Origin of the sequence: Campylobacter sp. US55 (assembly GCF_004378955.1) — a bacterium.
In the GTDB taxonomy this organism is placed as follows: domain Bacteria; phylum Campylobacterota; class Campylobacteria; order Campylobacterales; family Campylobacteraceae; genus Campylobacter_D; species Campylobacter_D jejuni.
In genome coordinates this window covers 36,677-60,076 of sequence record NZ_RYYF01000010.1, presented here as the reverse complement: position 1 = coordinate 60,076, position 23,400 = coordinate 36,677, and the positions used below count along the sequence as shown (strand labels likewise).

The following is a 23,400-nucleotide window of genomic DNA, read 5'->3' as shown; positions in this document are numbered from 1 at the left end:
GCTTTAAAGAAGTATAAACTAGATGATGATTATAGTTCTAAAGCTTATGTGAGCTTTGGGAAGTATTTTTGAGTTTTAGCAAGAAGTTTTTCTTGTTAAGGGTGAATTTATAGAATTTAAAATAAATTTCATAAATTCATCACTATCATTAGGGCAACTTATCAAATCATAATCACATTTTGCTAAATGTTTATACTCCATACCTAACTCAAAAATCGTTTCAGAACAATCAATGCAAAAAGAAATAGGATAAATCAAAGCTTTATCGTTTAAATTTGCTAAAACATCACTTGTATTTGGTTCAAGCCATTTTACAGGGCCTAGTTTAGACTGATAAGCTAAAATAAATTCATCAAAATGATCTTTTAGTTTTTCTTTTAAAATTTCTACATGATCATTTACATGTTTTTCGTATAAATCACCTTTGTCAATAATGCTTTGTGGCAAAGAATGCGCTGAAAAAATCAAAATTTTGGCATCAAATTTACTTTTTTTATCCAAAATGTGCGAAACTATCATCTCATTATAAAGCTCATTTTTGTAAAAAATATCTATAGTTTTTACTTTTGCTTGAATTTTTTGCTTTGAAATTTCATTTTGTAGAACTTCTAAAGATGAAGTTACTGTGGTGCAAGAATGGTGCGGATAAAGTGGAAAAAGAATGATTTCATCACTTTCATTTAAAGTGTATTTTTGCAAAATTTCTGTGGCAAAAGGAGGCACATAAAGATTTACAAAATCAAATTTAAATTCATCTTGTTTTAAATTAAGCTTGTTACACAGGCTTTGAGTAAGTTCGTTTAAAAGGGATTTTCCACCCATTTTTTTATAGTTTTCTTGCATGGCTTTAACGCGAGCCTTTGTTATGATCCATGCTACAAATTTTCTTAAAAATCGATTTTTGATTCCTAAAATATAAGGATCATTAAACATATTTTTTAAAAAAACTTCACAATCTTGTAAATTCGTAGCTCCGCCCATATTTAAAAATAAAACTAATTTCACGCAAACCTTTCTAAAATTTCTTGAACTTTGCAAGCATCGCTCGTACTGGCTAGATGATTGGGTTGATTATCGATAAGTTTTAATAAAGCTTCATGTTCTGAAAAAAGTGGACTTTGTTGAGTAAGTTCTATAAAATTTCCATCTTTTAATAAAGAAAAGTCATTTAAATTGGCTTCATAAAAATGATTTTTAGTAATAAGATGAATTTTTCTTAGTTTTTGTGTGCTATTCCAACTTTGATGTATGCTAGCAATACATTTTTCAAGCCCACATAGAATAATGCTTTCACTTTCTCTTGTTTGATCTTGGGTGTATTTTTTAAGCAAATTGGTTTTTGTTATTTCTTGTTTGCTTAAAAAACAAAGCAAATCAAGATCATGCACAGCCAAATCTTGCAAAATCCCTACATCGCTGATTCTTTGCGGGTAGGGTGAAAATCTTTGTATGTTAATGCTGATAATTTCTTCATTTTCAAGCTCTTTTTTTAGGGCTAAAACCGCAGGATTAAATCTTTCACAAAAACCTACGCCTACTTTTACGCTGTATTCTTTAGCTAAATTTGAAATTTCGTCTATTTCTTTTAAATTTAGAGCTAAAGGCTTTTCGATTAAAACGCATTTGCATTGTTTAAAAACTTTTTTTGCTATTGCTAAATGTGAATTTGTAGGTGTTGCTATGATGATAATATCATTATTTTGATTTAAAAATTTATCCAAATCATCATGAAAAATATCATCAAAAATATTTAGATTTGGATTTTTGCAAAGATCAAAAAGTGCATTAAGTTTAAAATGAGAATTTTTACTAAGTTCATTTAAGTGGTTTTGCCCCATTTTTCCAAGGCCTATGATACCTATTTTCATGGAATTAATCTTTAAAAATACAAATAACTTGCTCTTGCTCTTCTTCACTTAAAAAAGGTGAAAAAGGCAAAGATAAGATGTGTTCGCTTGCGTATTCTGAATTTTTAAGTTCTAAATTTGAAAACTCACTAAAGCAAGGTTGTTTATGCAAAGGGGTTGGATAGTGTATAGCATAAGGTATATTAGTTTTTTCAAATTTTTGCAATACACTAGCTCTATCTTCAACTAAAACGCTGTATTGTGCATAAGCACTAAAAGCATTTGGATCAATTTGCGGAATTTGGCAGTTTTTTAAATTTGCATTATAAGTTTGTGCTAATTTTTGTCTTTTGTCTAATTCTTTTTCTAGGTATTTTAACTTAACATTTAAAATCGCCGCTTGTAAGGTGTCAAGGCGTCCATTTATACCTATAAATTCATGTTTATAACGCTGAGTTTGTCCATGATTGAGTAAAATTCTTATTTTTTTAGCAATTTCATCATCATGGCAAAAAATAGCCCCACCATCGCCATAAGCTCCCAAAGGTTTTGAAGGAAAAAAGCTCGTGCATGAAATTTTAGCTATAGAGCAGGATTTTTCTCCTTTGAAACTTGCGCCAAAACTTTGTGCACCATCTTCGATCAAAGTGATATTTTTATCTTTTAAAATTTCTTCTAAAGCCCTTAAATCACTCATTTGTCCAAACATACTCACTGCTATAACAGCTTTGGTTTTTGGGGTTATTGCTTTTTGCACTGCTTCAAAATCAAGATTGTAATTTGATAAATTTATATCTACAAAAACAGGTTTTGCGCCTACTAAGGCCACAACTTCAGCTGTTGCTATGAAAGTAAAACTAGGCACTATAACTTCATCATCTTTGCCAATATCTAAGGCTCTTAAGGCAAGATATAAAGCACTGGTTCCACTTGAACAACCTATAGCGTGTTTAACACCTAAAAAATGAGCTAAATTTTGCTCAAATTCGTTAAGCTTTGTACCGCCTATAAAAGAAGAGCTTGATAAAACGCTTTCAATTTCAGCATTGATTTCATCTTTGTATGCGAGATATTGGGCTTGAAGATTGATAAAATTCATAAAAAACCTTAGAGAAATAAAATTAAATAAAAATGTTTATTGTATTTTAGTTTTACTTAATTTAAAGTAATTTTGGTATGATATGTTTTTATAAAAATTTCTTTAGGAAAATTCATGGATATTAGAAAAGCTTATTTGGATTTTTTTGCATCAAAAGGACATGAGATAACCCCGTCAAGTCCTTTAGTTCCTGATGATGCAACTTTACTTTTTACTAATGCGGGTATGGTGCCTTTTAAAAGTATATTTACAGGAGAAATTCCACGCCCAAACCCTCCACGCAAAACAAGCTGTCAAACTTGTATAAGAGCGGGTGGAAAGCACAATGACTTAGATAATGTAGGATATACCGCACGCCATCATACTTTTTTTGAAATGCTTGGGAATTTTAGTTTTGGAGATTATTTTAAAGAACAAGCCATAGCTTATGCTTGGGAATTTGTAACTGAAGTTTTAAAACTACCTAAAGACAGACTTTATGTAACTGTGCATGAAAACGATGATGAAGCTTTTAATCTATGGCAAAAACACATTCAAAAAGAAAGAATTTACAAATTTGGTGATAAAGATAATTTCTGGCAAATGGGCGATACTGGTCCTTGTGGTCCTTGTAGTGAGATTTTTTATGACCAAGGAGAAGAGCATTTTAACTCAAGCGAAGATTATATGGGCGGAGATGGAGATAGATTTTTAGAAATCTGGAATCTTGTTTTTATGCAATACGAAAGAAGTGCTGATGGAGTGCTTAGCCCACTGCCAAAGCCAAGTATTGATACAGGAATGGGGCTTGAAAGAGTAACTGCAATTAAAGAAGGTAAATTCAGCAATTTTGATAGCTCGCTTTTTATGCCAATCATCAATGAAATTTCAAAACTTTGCAATAAAACTTATATTTATGAAAGCGGAGCAAGTTTTAGAGTCATAGCTGATCATATAAGATCAAGTGTATTTTTGCTTGCACAAGGGGTAAGTTTTGATAAAGAAGGTAGAGGTTATGTTTTGCGTCGTATTTTGCGTCGTGCTTTAAGACATGGATATTTGTTAGGTTTTAAACAAGCTTTTATGTATAAACTAGTTGATGTTGTATGCGATTTAATGGGCGGACATTATAGCTATCTTAATGAGAAAAAAGACTTTATAAAAGAACAAATTCGCCTTGAAGAAGAAAGATTTTTAAGCACTATAGAAAATGGGATTGAAATTTTTAATGAAGAGCTTAAAAACACTAAAGAAATTTTTAGCGGAGAAGTAGCCTTTAAACTTTATGATACTTATGGTTTTCCGCTTGATTTAACGGCTGATATGCTAAGAGAAAAAAATCTTAAAGTTGATGAAGAAAAATTTGAACTTTTAATGAATGAGCAAAAAGCACGTGCTAAGGCTTCTTGGAAAGGAAGTGGAGATAAAACTGCAAGCGGAGATTTTAAAAACTTGCTTGAAAAATTTGGAGAAAATCATTTCGTAGGTTATGAAAAAGCAGAATGCGAAAGTAAAATTTTAGCCCTTTTAGATGAAGATTTTAAAGAAGTTTCCACCCTTAAAGATGCGGGTTGGGTGATGCTTGAAAACACACCTTTTTATGCAACAAGTGGGGGGCAAAGTGCTGATAGTGGATTTATAGCTAAGCGTGAAGTTTTAGATACGCAAAAGTTTTTTAATCTCAATCTTAGCTTTGTAAAAGCAGGCGAAGAACTAAAAGTTGGCGATATAGTTCATGCAAGAATCGATACAGAAAAAAGAGAGCAAATCGCACGTCACCACTCAGCTACTCATCTTTTACACCATGCTTTAAGAGAAATTTTAGGTTCTCATGTAAGCCAAGCAGGATCTTTGGTTGAAAGCAATAAACTAAGATTTGATTTTACTCATCATAAAGCTTTAAGCAAAGAAGAGCTAGAAAGCATTGAAAAAAGAGTCAATGAAATGATTATAAACTCAAGCGAAGCTATCTTAGAAAATATGCCTTTAGAAGAAGCTAAAAAAAGCGGTGCTATAGCATTGTTTAATGAAAAATACCAATGCAATGTGCGTGTTTTAACTCTAGGTGAAAGCAAGGAGCTTTGCGGAGGAACCCATGTTAAAAATACTGCTCAAATAGGAAGTTTTTACATAGTTAAAGAAAGCGGTGTGAGTGCTGGAGTTAGACGCATTGAAGCTGTGGTTTCTAAAGCGGCTTTAGAATTTGTAAAAAATCAATTTGAAGAACTTTTTAAAGCAAAAGATGAACTTAAAAATAATGATATTTTAAGCGGGGTTAAAAAGCTTAAAAATGAAATTTTAAGTTTAAAAAATGAGCTTAAAAATTCAAGTAAAACCGAGCTTGATTCTAAAAATATCCAAGGTGTTGAAATTTGCGTAAAACGCGTAGATAATGGCGATATTAAAGCTATGATTGATGATTTTAAAAATAAATTTGCTAAAGCGGTGATTTTACTTATTCAAGTAAAAGATGAAAAAATCACTTTAGCAGCTGGTGTTAAAGATGCACCTTTAAAAGCAGGAGCTTTGGTTAAAGAAGCGGCGCAAATTTTAGGTGGAAATGGTGGCGGAAGAGATGATTTTGCTACTGCAGGTGGAAAAGATTTAAGCAAAATCAATGAAGCTTTAAAACAAAGCTTAGAAACGATAGAAAAAGCACTTTAATGTTAATTCTTGCTTCAAGTTCCATTTCAAGAGCTAACTTGCTTAAAACCGCAAAGATTGATTTTAGGCAAGTTAGTTTTGATTATGATGAAAATTTAAATAAAAATATTTCACCTTTTTTATATGTTCAAAAAATAGTTCTTGAAAAAGAAAGACAATTTTTAAGTACTTTAGGCAAAGATTTTCAAAACCAAAATTTGCTTTTTGCAGATAGTATAGTTTGTATAGATGAAAAAATTCTTACCAAAGCAAAGGATAAAAAAGAAGCTTATGAAATGCTTGCTTTGCAAAATGGCAAGTATGCAAGTATTTTATCGGCTTTTTTGCTTGTAAAACCTGAAAAAAGAGTTTTTTCTCTTTCAAAAACTACGCTTTATTTTAAAAATTTTGATGAAAATGTTTTAAGAGATTATGTAGAAAATGATCTTTATAAAGGCAAGGCGGGTTGTATTATGTGTGAGGGTTTTCATCAAAATTTCATCACTCAACAAGTAGGAAATCTAAGCACTGCTTTAGGGCTTGATATCCAAACTTTAAAGGCTTATTTATGAAAATATTAAAATATATTTTTTCATTTTTTACTCTTTTGTTTATAGCTGGATTTATTTATGTGGCTTATCTTTTCACAAGTGCTGATACTGAGGGTTATACTTTTAAAGAATACAAACCTCCTCTTACAACACAAATTTACGATAGAAATGGCAAGCTTGTGGCTAATATTTTTGAACAGCATCGTTTTTACGCTCCTTATGAAGAGCTTCCTCCACGCCTTATAGAAGCTTTAGTTGCTATAGAAGATACAAGCTTTTTTGAACATAATGGAGTTAATATCGATGCCATTTTTAGAGCTGCTGTAAAAATCATAAAAAGCGGTGGAAAAACCATGGAGGGAGCTTCCACTCTTACCCAGCAATTTATTAAAAACACAGAATTAACCCCAGAAAGAACTATTACGCGTAAAATTCGCGAAGCTTTGCTTGCTTATAAAATGGAAACCATTTTAACTAAAGAGCAAATTTTAGAAAGGTATTTAAATTTTATCTTTTTTGGACATGGGTATTATGGAGTAAAAACCGCAGCTTTGGGGTATTTTCATAAAAATTTAAATGAATTAAGCCTTAAAGAGATTGCTATGTTAGTAGGTATGCCAAAAGCACCTAGCAGTTATGATCCTACAAAGCATTTAGATCTTTCCATCTCAAGAGCAAATAATGTTATTTCAAGAATGTATAATCTAGGTTGGATTTCAAAAGCAGATTATGATACAGCCATTAAAGAAATTCCGCAAGTTTATGATGATACGCTTACTCAAAATGCTGCTCCTTATGTCGTAGATGAAGTGATTAAACAATTAAGCCCTAATATCAAAGACTTAAAAACAGGTGGATATAAAATCATTTTAAATATAGACTTAGATGTTCAAAATATGGCGCAGAATGCTTTGAAATTTGGTTATGATGAGATAGTAAAACGCGATAAAGATGCAAATTTAAGCACTTTAAACGGAGCTATGGTCGTGGTAAATCATCAAAGTGGCGATGTTTTAGCTTTGGTAGGTGGGGTTGATTATGAAAAAAGTAATTATAACCGTGCTACTCAAAGTATGCGTCAACCTGGAAGCTCTTTTAAACCTTTTGTGTATCAAGTGGCGATTAATTTAGGATATTCGCCTATGAGTGAAATTGCTGATATTTCTAGAATTTTTGAAGGTGGAGCGGGTAATAATGAGGATTGGAAACCTAAAAATGAAGGGGGTAAATTTTTAGGTTTAATTACCTTAAAAGAAGCTTTAACAAGATCAAGAAATTTAGCTACCATTAATCTCGCACTTGATATGGGGCTTGATGTTCTTTATTCTAAACTAATGGAATTTGGATTTAAAGATATACCGCCTAATTTATCAATCGTATTGGGAAGTTTTGGTATTTCTCCTTTGGAGTATTCGAAATTTTATACCATGTTTGGGAACTATGGTACGATTAAAGATCCTCAAATTATCAGACAAGTTCAGGATAAAACCGGTAAAACCATCATGGAATTTAACTCAAATGAGCGTAAAGTCAGCGATGAAGCGCAAAGTTTTCTGGTTTTAGATATGATGAGAAATGTTGTTGAAAAAGGCACAGGACGTAATGCAAGAGTAAAAGATATAGAAATAGCAGGAAAAACAGGAACAACGAATAAAAGTGTTGATGCTTGGTTTTGTGGACTTACGCCTGAAATAGAAGCAATCATTTGGTATGGAAATGATAACAACAAGCCTATGCGTTATACAGAAGGTGGGGCTAGAACAGCTGCTCCTGTGTTTAGAGAATTTTTAACTCAATATATAGAAAAATTCCCTGATACAACTAGAAAATTTAGCATTCCTAATGGGGTTTATCGTGGAAATTATAAAGGAGAAAGTGCTTATTATACCACCAAATCACCATTGCCAAAAGCAAATATGAAATTTAATGAAAGCGAGATTATATTTTGAAAGTAGAAAGATCTACTTTCAAAATGATTAAGCTTTTTTGATGATTATTTCATCATCTTTTGCATCAATGATAATGCTATCATTTTCATGAAGTTCATCAGCAAGTATCATATCGCTTAATTTATCTTCTATAAGATCATAAATAGCTCTTCTTAAAGGTCTAGCACCAAAATCAGGATCAAAACCATTTTTAGCGATTAAAAGGGCTGCATTTTCGCTTAAACTTGCTTTTATTCCCTTGTTTTCTAAGCTCATTTGCAAATCTTTAAATAAAAGCTTAACTATTTCATAAGCTTCATCTTTTCCAAGTGGATTAAAGGTGATAATATCATCTAAGCGGTTTAAAAACTCAGGTTTAAAGAAATTTTTTAACTCATTTTTTACCGCATCTTCTTGTTCTTTTCCGCTTAAATTCATAATAGCACTTGAGGCAATATTAGAGGTCAAAATAATAATAGTATTTTTAAAATCCACTGTTACACCTTTGCTATCGGTTGCTCTACCATCATCTAAAATCCCTAAAAGCACATTAAATACATCTTTATGTGCTTTTTCAACTTCATCAAACAAAAGCACGCTATAAGGTTTTCTTCGCACAGCTTCAGTAAGCTCTCCACCTTCTTCATGTCCTATGTACCCTGGAGGTGCACCTAAGAGTCTTGAAACACTATGTTTTTCCATAAATTCACTCATATCAAAGCGAATCATTGCTTTTTCATCGTCAAATAAAAATTTCGCCAAAGCTTTAGCTGATTGTGTTTTTCCTACCCCTGTTGGCCCTAAAAATAAAAAGCTTCCTATAGGTTTATTGTCCGCATTAAGCCCTGCTTTGTTGCGTTTAATGGCTCTAGCTAAAGCACTTAAGGCCTTATCTTGTCCTATGACACTTTCTTTTAAATGTTTTTCCACTTCTAAGAATTTTTGTTTTTCAGAAGTTAACATTTTTTGCACGCTAATACCCGTCCATTTGCTTAAAATTCCAGCAACTAAATCCTCATCTACTTGATTTTTAAGTAAAACTTCATTTTCGCTCATTTTTTTCCATTTATCTTCTAAGATTTCTACTTCTTTTTCAAGACTTGGAATTTTTCCATATTCTAGCTCGGCTGCTTTTTGAAATTCACCTCTAGTTTTAGCTAAAGAAGCTTCATTTTTAAGCAGATCAATTTCTTTTTTCTTAGTGCTTATACCATCAAAAACACTTTTTTCATTTTCAAACTGTGAATTTAGGGCATTTTGTTTTTCTTTTAAATTGGCTAGTTCTTTTGCGATTTCATCGAGTCTTTTTTGATTTTTCTCATCATTTTCCATTTTTAAAGCTTCATTTTCAACTTCTAAAGTTTCTATATCTTTGCGTACTTTTCTTAAAGAACTTGGTTCACTTTCAATCTGCATTTTCAGTTCAGCTGCAGCTTCATCGATTAAATCAATAGCCTTATCAGGTAAAAAACGATCCGCTATATAACGCTTTGAAAGTTTAGCTGCAGTTACTAAAGCGCTATCATTTATGGTTATATTATGATGAATTTCAAGCTTTTCTTTTATACCTCTTAACATAGCCAAAGCCTCATTAACACTTGGTTCACCCACATTTACAGGTTGAAAACGGCGTTGCAAGGCTGCATCCTTTTCAAAATATTTATGATATTCTTTTAAAGTAGTTGCGCCTATGGTATGGAGTTCACCTCTTGCAAGAGCGGGTTTTAAAATATTTGCCGCATCCATGCTGCCTTCACTCGCTCCAGCTCCTACTATAGTGTGAATTTCATCGATAAAAAGAATGATATTTTCACTTTTTATCACTTCATTAACCACAGCTTTTAATCTATCTTCAAATTCTCCTCTGTATTTTGCACCTGCAATTAAAGCACTCATATCAAGAGCGATAACTTTTTTATTTTGCAAAGATTTTGGAACATCTTTTTTAATAATTCTTTGTGCTAAAGCTTCTACTATAGCTGTTTTTCCTACGCCTGGTTCACCTAAAAGTATAGGGTTATTTTTGGTTTTGCGTATTAAAATTTGCATCAAACGCTCGATTTCTTCTTCTCTGCCTATAACAGGATCAAGTTTACCCTCGCTTGCTTTTAAGGTTAAATCTATACCAAATTTATTTAAGCTATCTAAGGTTTCATCGCTTGTTTTGCTATCGATTTTGCGTCCCGCTCTTAGACTTTCAAGCTCTTTTTGAAATTCTCTTAAATCTAAAAATTGCGCCAAAATTTCTTTAATAGGACTTTTTTGACTTTCACTTATAAGCCAAGTATCCACACTTAAATAACTATCTCCATTAGCACTCATCAATCCTTTAGCATTTTCTAATGAATTTATAAGTTCATTGGAAAAGCGTATATTTTCACGGTTTACATTTGAACTCGTTGCAAGTTTTGAAATTCTGCTTTTAATTTCAAGTTCTAAGGCTTCTTTAGAAATATTTAATTTATTTAAAATTTGATTTAAAATACTTGCATTATCTACGCTTAAAGCCCATAAAAGATGTAAAGGTACAACTTCATTATTTTTAGAATGTATAGCTAAAGATGCTGCACTTTCAAGGTTTGAAAGCATATTATCAGTTAAAAAATCTTGTATATTTGCCATGTTTTATCCTTTATTTAGTTTATATACTTGACATTATATAACTTTAGTCATATAATGTCAAGTTAATTGAGTAAAATTTTTTAAATAATAGGACAAATGACTAATTTTAGATTATTTCATAAACATATCTATAGCCTTGTTTAATTCTTCTATACTTTGAATATCATTTTCTTCTACAGCATGTACCATACAATGAGCTAAATGTTCTTTTAAAACTACTTTTGCAGTATTGTTAACTTCGGCTTTTACGGCAGCAAGCTGGATTAAAATTTCACTACAGTCTTTGTCATTTTCAACCATTCTTTTAATAGCGCTTAAATGCCCTATGGTTCTACTTAGACGATTGCAAACTGCTTTAAGATGTTTTTGAGAATGTGTATGAGTATGTTTTTCTTGGCACATTGTATTAACTTTCTTTTTGGAATTTTTAGTCTATTTTAACATATTTTTAAGAATTTAAATTTATTTACGAAGTTTTAAGCAATTTTTATTAAAATTTACTCTTTAAACTAAAACTCAATGATGGAGCTTATTTTGAAAACAAAACGATTTTTTGCGGGTCTTGCAGGCTTTGCCACTACTTTTATTTTATGTCTATTTTTAACAAGTCATTTACAAGCTAAAGTTGATCAAAAAGAAGAGCAGGTTCAAAAACGCCTAGAAGCTTTAGATAAGCTTACAAAAACTCTTGCTATAGTAGAGCAATACTATGTGGATGATCAAAATATCAGCGATTTGGTGGATAAATCTTTATCAGGACTTTTAAGCAATCTTGATGCGCATTCTTCTTTTTTAAATGAAAAAGATTTTAATGATATGAAAATTCAAACCAATGGCGAATTTGGTGGCCTTGGTATAACCGTAGGTATGAAAGATGGTGCTTTAACAGTTGTTTCTCCTATAGAAGGAACACCAGCAGATAAAGCAGGGATAAAATCGGGAGATATTATTTTAAAAATTAATGATGAGGCCACTTTAGGAATTAATCTCAATGATGCGGTAGATAAAATGCGTGGTAAGCCAAAAACTCAAATCACTTTAACCATTTTTAGAAAAGGTGCAACAAAACCTTTTGATGTTACACTTACAAGAGAAATTATTAAGATAGAAAGTGTTTATGCAAAAATGATAGAAAATGAAAACATTCTTTATCTTAGGGTTACAAATTTTGATAAAAATGTTGTAGATGTGGCAAGTAAAGAACTTAAAAAATATCCTAATGTTAAAGGAGTTGTTTTAGATCTTAGAAATAATCCTGGTGGACTTTTAAATCAAGCTATAGGACTTGTAAATTTATTTGTAGATAAAGGTGTTATTGTTTCTCAAAAAGGACGCATCGCAAGTGAAAATCAAGAATATAAAGCCGATCCTAAAAACAAAATTTCTAATGCTTCTTTGGTTGTGCTTGTAAATGGTGGAAGTGCTAGTGCAAGTGAAATTGTAAGTGGAGCTTTACAAGATCTTAAACGCGGTGTTATTGTGGGTGAAAATACTTTTGGAAAAGGTAGTGTTCAGCAAATCATACCTATTAATAAAACTGAAGCTTTAAGGCTTACTATTGCAAGATATTATCTTCCAAGCGGGCGTACTATTCAAGCAGTGGGTGTAAAACCTGATATTGAAGTTTTTCCAGGTAAAGTAAATACTCAAGAAGATGGTTTTTCTATAAAAGAAAGCGACTTAAAACAACATTTAGAAAGTGAGCTTGAAAAAATAGATAAAAATAAAAAAGAAGATAAACAAGAAAATAAAGACAATAAAAATCTAATCAGTCAAAAACAAATCAATGATGACGCACAGTTAAAATCAGCTATTGATACTATTAAAATTTTAAATATCAAACAAGGACAATAAAATGACAAAAAAAGAAATGCTCTACGAAGGAAAAGGTAAAAAACTTTTCAAAACTGATGATGAAAATTTACTAATTAGTGAGTTTAAAGATGATTTAACTGCTTTTAATGCAGAAAAAAGAGGCAATGAAAGTGGAAAAGGTGCATTAAACTGTAAAATCAGTACTGAAATTTTTCATTTGCTCGAAAAAAATGGGATTAAAACCCATTTGGTAGAAACTATAAGCGATACAGAACAAGTGGTTAAAAAATGTAAAATTGTTCCTATTGAAGTTATAGTACGCAATGTTGCAACAGGTTCTCTTATAAAAAGACTGGGTATTAAAGATGGTACTGTGCTACCTTTTGCTTTGGTGGAATTTTGTCTTAAAGATGATGCCTTAGGCGATCCTTTTATCAATGATGAGCATTGTTTGATTTTAAATTTAGTGCAAAATGAAGCTCAAATTAGTGAAATTAAAAATATGGCTAGAAAGATTAACTCTATTTTAACTCCATTTTTTGATAATAAAAATTTAAGGCTGATTGACTTTAAAATCGAACTGGGTTTAACTAAAGATAATGAGCTTGTTTTAGCTGATGAAATAAGCCCTGATAGTTGTAGATTTTGGGATAAATTTAGCAATGAAAAATTAGATAAAGATAGATTTCGTCAAGATCTAGGTAATGTAAAAATGGCTTATGAAGAAGTTTTAAAAAGAATATTAAATTAAGGAAAAATATGGAAGTTATTGTAAATATTTCTTTAAAAAATGGGGTTTTAGATCCACAAGGCAAAGCGGTGGAAAAAGCTTTGCATTCTTTAAATTTTAATAGTGTTAAAGAAGTAAAAATAGCAAAACAAATCAAAATTTCTCTTGATGAGAAAGATGAAAAATTAGCCAAAGAACAAGTAAAAAAAATGTGTGAAGAGTTGTTGGTAAATAGCGTCATTGAAGATTATGAGCTTGTAATTGAGAAAGAGTAAAATGAAAGTTGCTATTATTAGATTTCCAGGGACAAATTGTGAATTTGATACAGCTTATGCCTTTGAAAAACTTGGAGTAAAAACGCAGATTGTTTGGCATGAAGAAAAAGAATTTGATGCAGATTTGGTTGTTTTGCCAGGCGGATTTTCTTATGGAGATTATCTAAGATGTGCAGCTATTGCAAAACTTGCTCCTGCTATGCAAGGTGTTTTTAATCATGCAAAAAAGGGAGGATATATCTTAGGCATTTGCAATGGTTTTCAAATTTTACTTGAAAGTGGTCTTTTAAAAGGTGCAATGAAGCATAACAACAATCTTAGTTTTATCTCAAAAAACCAAAATTTAAGAGTAGTTTCTAATGATAATGCCTTTTTGAAAAATTTCAAAAAAGATGAAATTATTAATTTGCCAATTGCTCATGGAGAGGGAAATTATTATGCTGATGAGGCCACTTTAAAAGAATTGCAAGATAAAGATCTTATTACTCTAAAATACGAGCCAAATCCAAATGGTTCTGTATTTGATATCGCAGGAATTTGTGATGAAAACAAAAAAATCTTTGGACTCATGCCACATCCTGAGCGTGCTTGTGAAAAAGTCCTAGGTAATGATGTAGGTTTAAAAATGCTTAAAGGCTTTTTATTTTGAAAATTTTATTAACTTTAATTTTTAGCGTTGTTGTATTGTTTGGCAGGGGTGAAATTTCTGTATTTAGTGGCCAAGATGAAAATATGCAAAAAGAATTACAAAAATTACCCCAAGAAGAACAAAAAATTTATCAAAATATTCCGCCAAGTGATGAAAACAATGACTTTGAAAGCAATGTAGATGATCCTTTTGTAGCTAAAGGGAGTTTGGTTCTTACAAATGATGAATATCCAAGTAGGGTATATGTTGGAGAAGTTTTTCCTATTACGATCTATGCTCGCACTACGGAAAATACAAAATTTGATTTTAACATAAGCGTAGAAAAAACCAACTTATCTTTTTTAAATCCAGATGCAAAATGGGAATTTATCAATAACGAATATAAAACAACTTTATGGTTTGAAGCTAAAAATTCAAACGCTAGTTTGAGTAAAATTTCTATCAAACTTCTTAGAAATAATGAAGCTTTTCAAGAGGCTAATATCAATCTTAATCCTATCAAATTTGAAAATACTTTATCCAATAAAGATTTTTCACACCTTGTGGCAAGTTCTTTGGAAATTAAAAAGGTTAAAGCGAGTTATTTTGATGATGCTAATATCATTATGATGGTAGAACTAAACGCAACCAATACAAATCTTAAAAGCTTTTTTATAGAAGGAATTCAAAAGCAAGGTATTGAAAATTTAAAAGGGGATTTTAATGCCTCTAGTGCTTTTTATTATGCTATTTTGCCATTAAGTAAAACAAATTTTGAATTTTCGTATTTCAATAAAGATAGTAAAAAGCTTGAAAATATAAATTTAAAATTAAAAATTAGTGACGATGAGATTAGCACTCAGAGTGATTTAAATCCTGTAAATAAAGACTTAAATATTTATAAACAATATACCTTATGGTTTTTAGCGATTTTATTTGGAGCTTTATTTGTATGGAGAAAAAATTACATTATTCTGGCTTTGGCAGTTGTTTGTTTTGCACTTAGTTTTCTTGTAGATACCAATACTCAAAATGCAATTATCAAGGCTGGTTCTAGGGCTAAAATTTTACCTACAGAGCCTTCAACTTATTTTTATACGGCAAATGTAGATGAAAAAGTAGAAGTTTTAGGCAAACGACAAAATTATATTAAAGTACTGTTTTCTGATGGAAAAATAGGTTGGGTTAATAAAGATGATTTACAAAAAAATTAAAGCTCTTTATTTTTGGATTTTTTTTGTTTTAAGCGTTGCTTTGGTGGTTTTTTGTTTTTGCTTTACAAAATCTCAAAACACACTTTGGAAAATCCGAAAAATTTGGGCTAAATTTCAAAGATATACCATCTCTTATAAACAAGAAATCATTGGTACTTTTAATCCACAAGCTCAGATGATTTTAATGAATCATCAAAGTGCTTTAGATATCATCGCTTTAGAAGAGTTATATCCTAAAAATTTATGCTGGATTGCCAAAAAAGAATTAGGAGAAATTCCTATTTTCAAAGTTGCTATGAAAAAACCAAAACTTCTTTGTATAGATAGAAAAAATCCGCGTGATTTAGTACGAGTTTTAAAAGAAGCAAAAGAAAGAATTAGTGAAGATAGGGTTTTGGCTATTTTTCCAGAAGGAACTAGATCTAAAAATGAAAAAATGCTTAAATTTCAAAGTGGAGCAAAAATTTTAAGTGAAAAATTAAATCTTAAAGTTCAACCCATTTTAATTGTGGATTCTGCAAAAATTTTAGACACAAAAAGTTTTAGTGCAAGCAGCGGAGTGCTTAAAATCATTTGTATGGATTTAGTCGATATAAATGATGACAAATGGCTTGAAAAGACCAGAAAAAAAATGCAAGAATTACTCGATCAAGAAAGAGCTAAGCTTTGCTAAATACCCTTTTAGTTGTTGGTTTTGGGGGATTTATAGGAGCAATCTTAAGAATGCTTTCTATTAATTTAGTGAATAAATTTTTTCCTTATTCTATCAGCTTTGGAACTCTTTTTGTTAATGTTTTGGGTTCTTTTATCATAGGATTTTTGTTTTCTTATGCACAAAATAAAGGTTTATCTCCTTTACTTAAAAGCTTTATAAGTACAGGTTTTTTAGGAGCTTTTACAACTTTTTCTACTTTTTCTTATGAAAATTTACTTCTTTTGCAAAGTGGAAGTTGTTTTCATTTTGCGTTAAATATTATCTTAAATGTCTTTCTTTGTTTATTTGCCGCATGGCTTGGTTTTATAATTTTCAAATAAATCTTTAAATTTACTTTAGAATTTGTATTTTTTGCTAAAATACCACTTTAAAAAATCACAAAGGAGACTAAAATGCAATTTCAAACCGAAGTAAATCAGCTTTTACAGCTTATGATACACTCTTTATATTCTAATAAAGAAATTTTTTTAAGAGAACTTATTTCAAACTCAAGTGATGCTTTAGATAAGCTTAATTTTTTAAGCGTAAGTGATGATAAATATAAAAGCTTAAAATTCGAACCTAAAATTGAAATCAAAATTGATAAAGATAAAAAAACTTTAAGTATTAGTGATAATGGTATAGGTATGGATAAAGATGATCTTATCAACAACCTTGGAACCATAGCAAAAAGCGGTACTAAAAGCTTTTTAGAAAATTTAAGCGGTGATGCTAAAAAAGATTCTCAACTCATAGGACAATTTGGAGTAGGTTTTTATTCTGCTTTTATGGTGGCTAGTAAAATCGAAGTTTTAAGCAAAAAAGCTTTAGATGATAAAGCTTATCTTTGGAGTTCTGATGCAAATGGTTATGAGATTGATGACGCAAGCAAAGAAGAACAAGGCACAAGCATTACTTTATACTTAAAAGATGATGAGTTTGCTAATACTTATAAAATCGAAAGCATTATAGAAAAATATTCCAATCATATTCAATTTCCAATTTTCATGGAAAAAGAAGAATTTACTCCTGCTAAAGAAGGCGAAGAAGAAGGAAAAACTGAACTTAAAATTTCTCAAATCAATAAAGCCAATGCTTTATGGAGAATGCAAAAATCAAGCCTTAAAGCAGAAGATTATGAAAGATTTTATGAGCAAAATTTTCATGATTCAAACAAACCTTTATTTTATCTTCACACTAAAAGTGAAGGAAAATTAGAATACAATTCTTTATTTTTCATACCACAAAATGCACCTTTTGATTTATTTCGTGTGGATTATCAAAGTGGCCTAAAACTTTATGTAAAACGTGTATTTATCAGTGATGACGATAAAGAACTTTTACCAACTTATTTGCGTTTTGTGCGTGGGATTATCGATGTAGAAGATTTGCCGCTTAATGTAAGTCGTGAAATTTTACAAGAAAATCAAATTTTAAAAGGTGTTAAAGAAGCTAGCGTTAAAAAGATTTTAGGTGAACTTGAAAAACTCAAAAACAATGATAAAGAAAAATACTTATCTTTCTTTAAAACTTTTGGTAAGGTATTAAAAGAAGGACTTTATGGTTTTGGCGGAGAAAAAGACAGTCTTTTAAAACTCATGCTTTATAAAAGCACTAAAGGTGAAAATTTACGCTCTTTAGAGGAGTATAAAAATGACCTTCAAGGCGAACAAAAGGAAATTTTTTATATAGCAGGAAATAATGAAAGTTTATTAAGAACTTCTCCTTTACTTGAAGAGTATAAACAAAAAAATATAGAAGTTTTACTTATGGATGATGAGATTGATTCTTTGGTAACTCCTATGCTAGAATTTGAAGGTTTAAAATTTGTAGCCATCAATCAAGTAGAAGATAAAAATGAACTAAGCGATGAAGAAAAAAATATTTTTGCTCCACTTGTAGCTAAATTTAAAGAACTTCTAAAAGATCAAGTTGAAGATGTAAGACTAACCAGTCGTTTAAAAGATAGCCCAAGTTGTATAGTTTATGATAAAAATAAACCTGATTTTGCTATGCAACAACTCTTAAAACAAATGGGTCAAGAGCAAAATTTCAAACCTATTTTAGAAATCAATCCAAAACACGCTATTTTTACAGGTCTTAAAAACAACGAAAATTTTAGTGCAGATATAGCAACACTAGTTTTAAATATGGCAAAACTAAGCGAAGGTATGGGGGTGGATAATCCTGCTGAATTTAATGCAAGTCTTACAAAAATTATCAATAAGGCTTTTTCATGATAGAAAATATCCCTGCAAGTCTTTGGACAAAGCAAGATTTAAACGCATATCAAATTTTTGATGTGCGTACTCCTTTAGAATGGGAAGAAGGTATTTTACCTAATGCGCAATGTGTGGCTTTATATGATAATCAAGGGCTTTTAAATGCTAAATTTTTAGATGAATTTCAAAGCAAAAGAGATGAAAGTAAAAAACTTGCTTTTATTTGTCGTAGTGGCCATAGAAGCATGGTTGCAGCTGAATTTATAGCTGAAAAATTGGGACTTGAAAGCATCAATTTAGATGGCGGAATGCTAGCCCTTAAGGGTTATTAATGCTAGGAATTTATTTACTCATAGCAGCTTTGTCTTTTTTAGCTCTTTATTTTGCTGTTAAAAAGCTTACTTTAAATATAGACGAGCAAACCCTTTTAGAGCCTATTAAAATGGATGTTTATCCGAAATTTTGCGATTTAATCGATGAAAAAATCAGAGAATTTAAAGAAAATGTCCAAAATACTAATTTAGCATTAAAAAATTCTGATCAAAAAGATGAATTTTTAGAAAAACTTGGGGATTTAAGCAGAGAGTTGACTTTCATACAAACCATGAATTTAAGCAATAAAAACGATAGTATCTGGCAAAATGAACTTTTTTCTTTTTTAAAGGAATTAGAAAATTTATTGCTTGAGTATCTAGAAAAAGGCGAAGAAGAAGCCGAAAATTTAAGAGAATTTCTGATGAATGAATTTGAAAAACTAAAAGGTTAGGCATTGCAAGAGGAAAGAAATTCTTTAAAATATTTTAAATTTATTTCATGGAGTATTTTTACTTTAGTTCTGATTTTTATTTTAATTCGTTATGACGAGCTTGCCAATCTTTTAGCAGGAGTGGCAATACTTCTTATTGGAATGACTAATTTAGGTATAGGTTTTAAAGCTTTTAGTGGTGGTTTGCTTGAAAAAATTTTAGCGAAGTCAACCGATACAAAGATAAAAAGTATACTTTTTGGTACTTTAAGTACTTTAATTATGCAATCTTCAACTTTAGTTTCTATTATTACGATTTCTTTTTTGAGCGCAGGGCTTATTTCTTTGGGTGCGGGCATAGGGATTATTTTTGGAGCAAATTTAGGAAATACGACAAGTTCTTGGCTGATTGTTGGTTTGACAAATATTAAAATTTCAATGCTAGCTATCCCACTTTTGATTATTGGAGTATTATTTTTCTTTCAAAAAGATAGTGTTTTAAAAGGTTTAGGTAATATTTTTATTGGTATAGGATTTTTCTTTTTGGGTGTGGATTATATTAAAAGTGGTTTTGAAAATTTTAAACATATAATTGATCTTTCTCGTTTTGATTTTGCTGGGTTTAAAGGAGTTTTTGTTTTTTTAGGATTAGGTGCTTTGCTTACAGGAGTTATACAATCAAGCACAGCTACAATGGCTATTATTGTCGCTGCTTTACTTGCAGGACAAATCAGTTTGGAAAATTCCTTAGCAGCAACTTTAGGCACTAGTGTTGGAGGAGTTGTAACGGCTGTTTTAGCTTCTTTAAGTACCAATATTGAAGGAAAGAAATTAGCGTTTGCAAATTGTATTTTTAATTTTGGTATAGCTTTTTTAATAGTGCTTATTTTTCCTTATTTTATACATTTTCTTAATTTTTTATCCATTGTATTAAACATAGAAGATATAGCTTTGAAAGTAGCATTATTTCACACTTTGTTTAATTTAATTGGTGTTGTGCTTTTTTCATTCTTTACTCCTCAAATTGTTCTTTTTTTAAATAAGATAGTAAAAGCTCCTAAAGATAAGAATAAAGACAAGCCTTTATATCTTGATAGTAGTTTGGTTAAGTTTAGTGACACAGCCATCGAAGCTTTAAGGAAAGAAAGCGAGCATCTTTATAACAATACCTATGCAATTGTTGCTCATGCTATAGGTTTTAGTCGTAAAGATATACAAAGTGATAAAAGTTTTAAAGAAATTTTAGAAAATAAAAAGTGGTTTAGTAAAAATGTGGATTTGGACTATTTGTATCAAACTAGGATAAAGGTTCTTTTTGAAGCTATTATCGATTTTTCAACTAAAGCACAAGTTTATATTAACGATGAAACAAAGAATCATAAAATTTTTACCTTTAAGATGGCAGCTAAAAATTTAGCCGAAACAACTAAAAATTTAAAAATTATCCAAGCAAATATTAAGAAATATTCTAGTTCTTCTAATGAATTTTTGGCTTTAGAGTACAATAAAATTAGATCGAATTTAGGAGAGCTTTTAAGAAGTATTGAAGAGCTTAGAGTGGTTGAAGATCGTGAAAAGCTTTATTTGATTATTAAAAATCTTCAAAAAGGAAAAGAAATTTTAAAAGAAATCGATACTTTAACCTTGAGCAATGTTGAACATCTTATTGCAGTAAGAAAAATCACAACAGCTGAAGGAATTTCAATACTTAATGATACAACTTTTGCTGCTAAGATTGCTGAAGAACTTATAGGTGCTGTTGAGGTGATATTTTCTAAAGATATATCAAACTAGTTGTTTGTGCTAGTTTGGTTATTGTCTTGTATAGGCGTTAGAAATTCTTCATTGATTAAAATATCAACAACATCTTTAAACATAGGCAAAGCACTTTGTGCAGCATAATAACTATAAGGTTTAGTAGGATGTCTTACGAGAACTCCTATGGTATAGGCGTGATTTAAATCATTTGCAAAACCAAAAAAGGATGCATTGTAGCGATTTGAGGTATAACCTTGTCTTTCGGCTATTCTTGCCGTTCCTGTTTTACCTCCTGCAATAATACCTTGTGTAATTGCCTTTTTTCCTGTTCCTTTTTCTATAACATTTATAAGAACATTTTGCATCGTTTTAGCGGCTTCGCTAGAAAGAATTTTTTCTTTTTTTATATCATCATCAAGATTTGTAAAGCGTCCATTTTGATAGAATTTTTCAGCTAAACGTGGTGTGATATAAAACCCATCATTGTTGAAAACATTATAAGCTGCAAGGAGTTGTATAAAGGTTGTTTTAAGTCCATAGCCATAACTTAAAACAGATTTTTCTATATCTCTTAAGCGCTTAGAATTTGGAATTTCTCCTTTTTGTTCATAGGGTAGATCAATACCACTTTTTTCGCCAAATTTAAATATTTTAAGTCCTGATACGATTTCTATATTGTTAAGCCTTTTAGCAATTTGTATCATGCCTATATTTGAAGAATATCTTATAACTTCCTCCATAGTCATTTTGTCCATTTTGTGATCGTCTTTGATGGTGAAACGTCCTAGCTTGTAAGAACCGCCATAAGTATTAATCACTTCATCCATTTTTATTTTACCAAGTCTTAAGGCTGTTGTAAAGATAAAAGGTTTGATAACAGAACCTGCTTCATAGCCGTATTCTATAGCGCTTGCATTAAGAACTGATAGATCTTTTCCACGATTTTGCGGATCATAGCGCCTTGAGCTTGCTAGAGCTAAAATTCTTCCTGTTTTGCTTTCCATTACTCCAACTATGATTTCATTGGCTTTTAAATCCTCATTTCTTTGATCTATAGCTTTCTCTATACTTTTTTGTAGTTTTAAAGAAAGATTTAAATATAAATCACAACCATTGATCTTTTTTTGTTGTAGTGAATTTAGATTTAAAATAATATTTCCACCTATATCTTTAAGTCCTTGAATTTTTTCATTTTGAACAGGACTTAGACATTCATCGTAGTATTTTTCTAAACCTTTAACTCCTATATTTTTTAAAATTCCACTTTCTGGATCTAATATCATTTTGGTATAACCGATAATAGGAGTAAAAGAATCTTTTGACATGTAAATTCTATCTTCTTCATGTTCGATGATATTTAATCCTCTTGTTTCAACTCTTCCAGAGTTGTTTGTAAAAGCTTTGAAAAAACCTTGTATATAAAGTTTTTTAGCAAGGTCTTTAAGATAGCTTGCTTGCTTGGAATCTAAGTTTTGCAAAAGAACAAAATTATAAGAGCGTTTTTTTTGATTTTGCATTCTTTTTTTAATATCTGCTACTTGATCGTTACTTATCCCACTATAAATTTGAAAAAGCTTTAAAAATAGATCAAATTTATCTTTGTTAATACTTCTAAGATCAATTTCAGCGCGATAAATTTGTTTAGAACTTGTGATAGTAAAATTATCTTTAGTTATAATCGATCCTCTTAGAGCAAGAGCGTATTGATCTTTTTCGGTGTTAGGTATATGACGTTTTGATGTAAGAAAAAAAGTAGAGCTGATAAAAATAATCATAAACAAAAGTGCCATGCAGTAGGCAAAGGCAACTTTTGAAACCCTATTTTTTTTATATTCTTGCATTAGGGTTTAAATTTGAGTTCTTGTGATTTCTTTATAAGCACTGATCGCTTTATTTCTTACTTCTAGCATAAATTTCATGCTGCTTTCAGCTTTAGTGATAGCTATAGCTGCTTGATGTAAATCTTTTACTTGTCCTGTGGCAATGTCCGTCATTGCAGCTTCTCCACTTTCTTGTGCTTTATTTAAATCATCGATTTCATTTTTAAGCATCTTGGCAAATTCATCACCAATTCCTCTGGAATTTTGACTTTTGTTGGTATTTGAAATATTATTATTTAATCTTAAATCATTAATATTGTTCATTTTTTATTATCCTCTTAATAAATCAATCGCACTTTGAGCTATAGTTTTTGCACTTGTAAAAGCACTTACATTGGCTTGATAAGCTCTTGTAGCTTCAATTAAATCTGCCATTTCAATAACAGGGTTTACATTTGGATACGCTACATAACCTTCAGCATTTGCATCAGGATGGCTTGGATCATACTTCATACGAAAATCTTTGTCATCTCTGACCACTTTATCCACTACAACACTTTGAATAGCGGGTTTAGCCTCTTCTGGTGAACTTGGATCATTTAAAGGATTTTCATATTTTAAAAAATTATTATCTTTGTTAATTTGCTCATTTAAAAGCTTATCAAAATCTGTTGCTTTAAAGATCACTTCGCGTCTTCTATAAGGCCCACCTTCAGCTGTTCTTGTAGTGTTTGCATTAGCTATATTAGAGCTAATAACATTCATTCTAAAACGTTGAGCACTTAAACCATAACCACTAATATCAAAATCACTTAAGTATGCCATAATTT

General features: G+C 30.6%; 21 protein-coding genes and 1 pseudogene. 14 read left to right on the top strand and 8 right to left on the bottom strand.

Features of this window, described 5'->3' with window-relative positions; genetic code table 11:
- Window positions 1–75: 75 nt before the first annotated feature.
- From hemH to ELQ07_RS07340, 3 genes are read right to left on the bottom strand one after another with little or no spacing between them, the layout of a single operon-like run.
- Window positions 76–1,005 carry a ferrochelatase gene (gene hemH, locus ELQ07_RS07350; protein WP_134224948.1) on the bottom strand — a complete coding sequence of 310 codons (930 nt, stop codon included), beginning with the start codon at window positions 1,003–1,005 and terminating at the stop codon, window positions 76–78.
- Window positions 1,002–1,868 carry a Gfo/Idh/MocA family oxidoreductase gene (locus ELQ07_RS07345; RefSeq protein ID WP_134224947.1) on the bottom strand — a complete coding sequence of 289 codons (867 nt, stop codon included), beginning with the start codon at window positions 1,866–1,868 and terminating at the stop codon, window positions 1,002–1,004. Before ELQ07_RS07345 ends, hemH begins: the two co-directional genes overlap by 4 nt.
- Before the next feature lie 4 nt (window positions 1,869–1,872).
- Entirely contained in the window at window positions 1,873–2,946 is a 1,074-nt protein-coding gene (locus ELQ07_RS07340; protein WP_088303900.1) for a DegT/DnrJ/EryC1/StrS aminotransferase family protein, read from the bottom strand.
- A gap of 114 nt (window positions 2,947–3,060) precedes the next feature.
- Between ELQ07_RS07340 and alaS the strand changes: the two genes are divergently transcribed.
- The 3 genes from alaS to ELQ07_RS07325 are packed head-to-tail and all read left to right on the top strand — an operon-like array spanning window position 3,061 to window position 8,068.
- Entirely contained in the window at window positions 3,061–5,589 is a 2,529-nt protein-coding gene (gene alaS, locus ELQ07_RS07335) for an alanine--tRNA ligase (RefSeq protein ID WP_134224946.1), read from the top strand.
- Window positions 5,589–6,140 carry a septum formation inhibitor Maf gene (maf, locus tag ELQ07_RS07330; protein WP_070299690.1) on the top strand — a complete coding sequence of 184 codons (552 nt, stop codon included), beginning with the start codon at window positions 5,589–5,591 and terminating at the stop codon, window positions 6,138–6,140. Before alaS ends, maf begins: the two co-directional genes overlap by 1 nt.
- The gene (locus tag ELQ07_RS07325) at window positions 6,137–8,068 is read left to right on the top strand and encodes a penicillin-binding protein 1A (protein ID WP_002867666.1); all 1,932 of its coding nucleotides are present in this window, start codon (window positions 6,137–6,139) and stop codon (window positions 8,066–8,068) included. Before maf ends, ELQ07_RS07325 begins: the two co-directional genes overlap by 4 nt.
- A gap of 27 nt (window positions 8,069–8,095) precedes the next feature.
- On the opposite strand, the gene ELQ07_RS07320 is transcribed toward ELQ07_RS07325, so the two are convergent.
- Both ELQ07_RS07320 and ELQ07_RS07315 read right to left on the bottom strand, forming a co-directional pair.
- Window positions 8,096–10,669: an AAA family ATPase gene (locus tag ELQ07_RS07320; RefSeq protein WP_134224945.1), complete on the bottom strand. Its 2,574-nt coding sequence runs from the start codon at window positions 10,667–10,669 to the stop codon at window positions 8,096–8,098.
- A gap of 111 nt (window positions 10,670–10,780) precedes the next feature.
- Entirely contained in the window at window positions 10,781–11,071 is a 291-nt protein-coding gene (locus ELQ07_RS07315; protein ID WP_002855280.1) for a metal-sensing transcriptional repressor, read from the bottom strand.
- 117 nt (window positions 11,072–11,188) lie between these two features.
- Between ELQ07_RS07315 and ELQ07_RS07310 the strand changes: the two genes are divergently transcribed.
- From ELQ07_RS07310 to ELQ07_RS07260, 11 genes and pseudogenes are all read left to right on the top strand, one after another.
- The gene (locus tag ELQ07_RS07310; RefSeq protein WP_040966503.1) at window positions 11,189–12,523 is read left to right on the top strand and encodes a S41 family peptidase; all 1,335 of its coding nucleotides are present in this window, start codon (window positions 11,189–11,191) and stop codon (window positions 12,521–12,523) included.
- Between the two features lies 1 nt (window position 12,524).
- Entirely contained in the window at window positions 12,525–13,235 is a 711-nt protein-coding gene (gene purC, locus ELQ07_RS07305) for a phosphoribosylaminoimidazolesuccinocarboxamide synthase (protein ID WP_134224944.1), read from the top strand.
- An 8-nt stretch (window positions 13,236–13,243) separates the two neighbouring features.
- Window positions 13,244–13,489 carry a phosphoribosylformylglycinamidine synthase subunit PurS gene (purS, locus tag ELQ07_RS07300; protein ID WP_002857003.1) on the top strand — a complete coding sequence of 82 codons (246 nt, stop codon included), beginning with the start codon at window positions 13,244–13,246 and terminating at the stop codon, window positions 13,487–13,489.
- Between the two features lies 1 nt (window position 13,490).
- Window positions 13,491–14,163: pseudogene (gene purQ, locus ELQ07_RS07295) on the top strand (phosphoribosylformylglycinamidine synthase I).
- Window positions 14,135–15,331, top strand: coding sequence for an SH3 domain-containing protein (locus tag ELQ07_RS07290; RefSeq protein WP_134224943.1), 1,197 nt, complete (start codon window positions 14,135–14,137; stop codon window positions 15,329–15,331). The pseudogene purQ and the gene ELQ07_RS07290 overlap by 29 nt, the downstream one beginning before the upstream one ends.
- Window positions 15,312–16,004, top strand: a complete 693-nt coding sequence (locus ELQ07_RS07285) for a lysophospholipid acyltransferase family protein (RefSeq protein WP_070316895.1) — start codon at window positions 15,312–15,314, stop codon at window positions 16,002–16,004. Before ELQ07_RS07290 ends, ELQ07_RS07285 begins: the two co-directional genes overlap by 20 nt.
- Complete coding sequence (crcB, locus tag ELQ07_RS07280; protein WP_134224942.1) at window positions 15,998–16,366, top strand: fluoride efflux transporter CrcB; 369 nt, start codon at window positions 15,998–16,000, stop codon at window positions 16,364–16,366. The genes ELQ07_RS07285 and crcB overlap by 7 nt, the downstream gene beginning before the upstream one ends.
- Before the next feature lie 72 nt (window positions 16,367–16,438).
- Window positions 16,439–18,265, top strand: a complete 1,827-nt coding sequence (gene htpG, locus ELQ07_RS07275; RefSeq protein WP_070316894.1) for a molecular chaperone HtpG — start codon at window positions 16,439–16,441, stop codon at window positions 18,263–18,265.
- Window positions 18,262–18,579 carry a rhodanese-like domain-containing protein gene (locus ELQ07_RS07270; RefSeq protein WP_002870957.1) on the top strand — a complete coding sequence of 106 codons (318 nt, stop codon included), beginning with the start codon at window positions 18,262–18,264 and terminating at the stop codon, window positions 18,577–18,579. Before htpG ends, ELQ07_RS07270 begins: the two co-directional genes overlap by 4 nt.
- Window positions 18,579–19,013, top strand: a complete 435-nt coding sequence (locus tag ELQ07_RS07265) for a hypothetical protein (RefSeq protein ID WP_002893739.1) — start codon at window positions 18,579–18,581, stop codon at window positions 19,011–19,013. Before ELQ07_RS07270 ends, ELQ07_RS07265 begins: the two co-directional genes overlap by 1 nt.
- Window positions 19,014–19,016: 3 nt before the next feature.
- A complete protein-coding gene (locus tag ELQ07_RS07260) occupies window positions 19,017–20,786 on the top strand; it encodes a Na/Pi cotransporter family protein (protein ID WP_134224941.1) in 1,770 nt (589 codons plus the stop codon).
- Here the strand turns inward: ELQ07_RS07260 and ELQ07_RS07255 are convergent.
- Genes ELQ07_RS07255 through flgC form a run of 3 tightly spaced genes read right to left on the bottom strand, consistent with a single transcriptional unit; the run spans window position 20,783 to window position 23,395 of the window.
- Window positions 20,783–22,591, bottom strand: coding sequence for a penicillin-binding protein 2 (locus ELQ07_RS07255; protein WP_070316892.1), 1,809 nt, complete (start codon window positions 22,589–22,591; stop codon window positions 20,783–20,785). The genes ELQ07_RS07260 and ELQ07_RS07255 overlap by 4 nt on opposite strands.
- Window positions 22,592–22,597: 6 nt before the next feature.
- On the bottom strand, window positions 22,598–22,894 hold the full coding sequence (gene fliE, locus ELQ07_RS07250) for a flagellar hook-basal body complex protein FliE (protein ID WP_070316891.1): 297 nt from the start codon (window positions 22,892–22,894) through the stop codon (window positions 22,598–22,600).
- Window positions 22,895–22,900: 6 nt separating this feature from the next.
- Complete coding sequence (gene flgC, locus ELQ07_RS07245; protein ID WP_002855235.1) at window positions 22,901–23,395, bottom strand: flagellar basal body rod protein FlgC; 495 nt, start codon at window positions 23,393–23,395, stop codon at window positions 22,901–22,903.
- Between the last annotated feature and the right edge of the window lie 5 nt (window positions 23,396–23,400).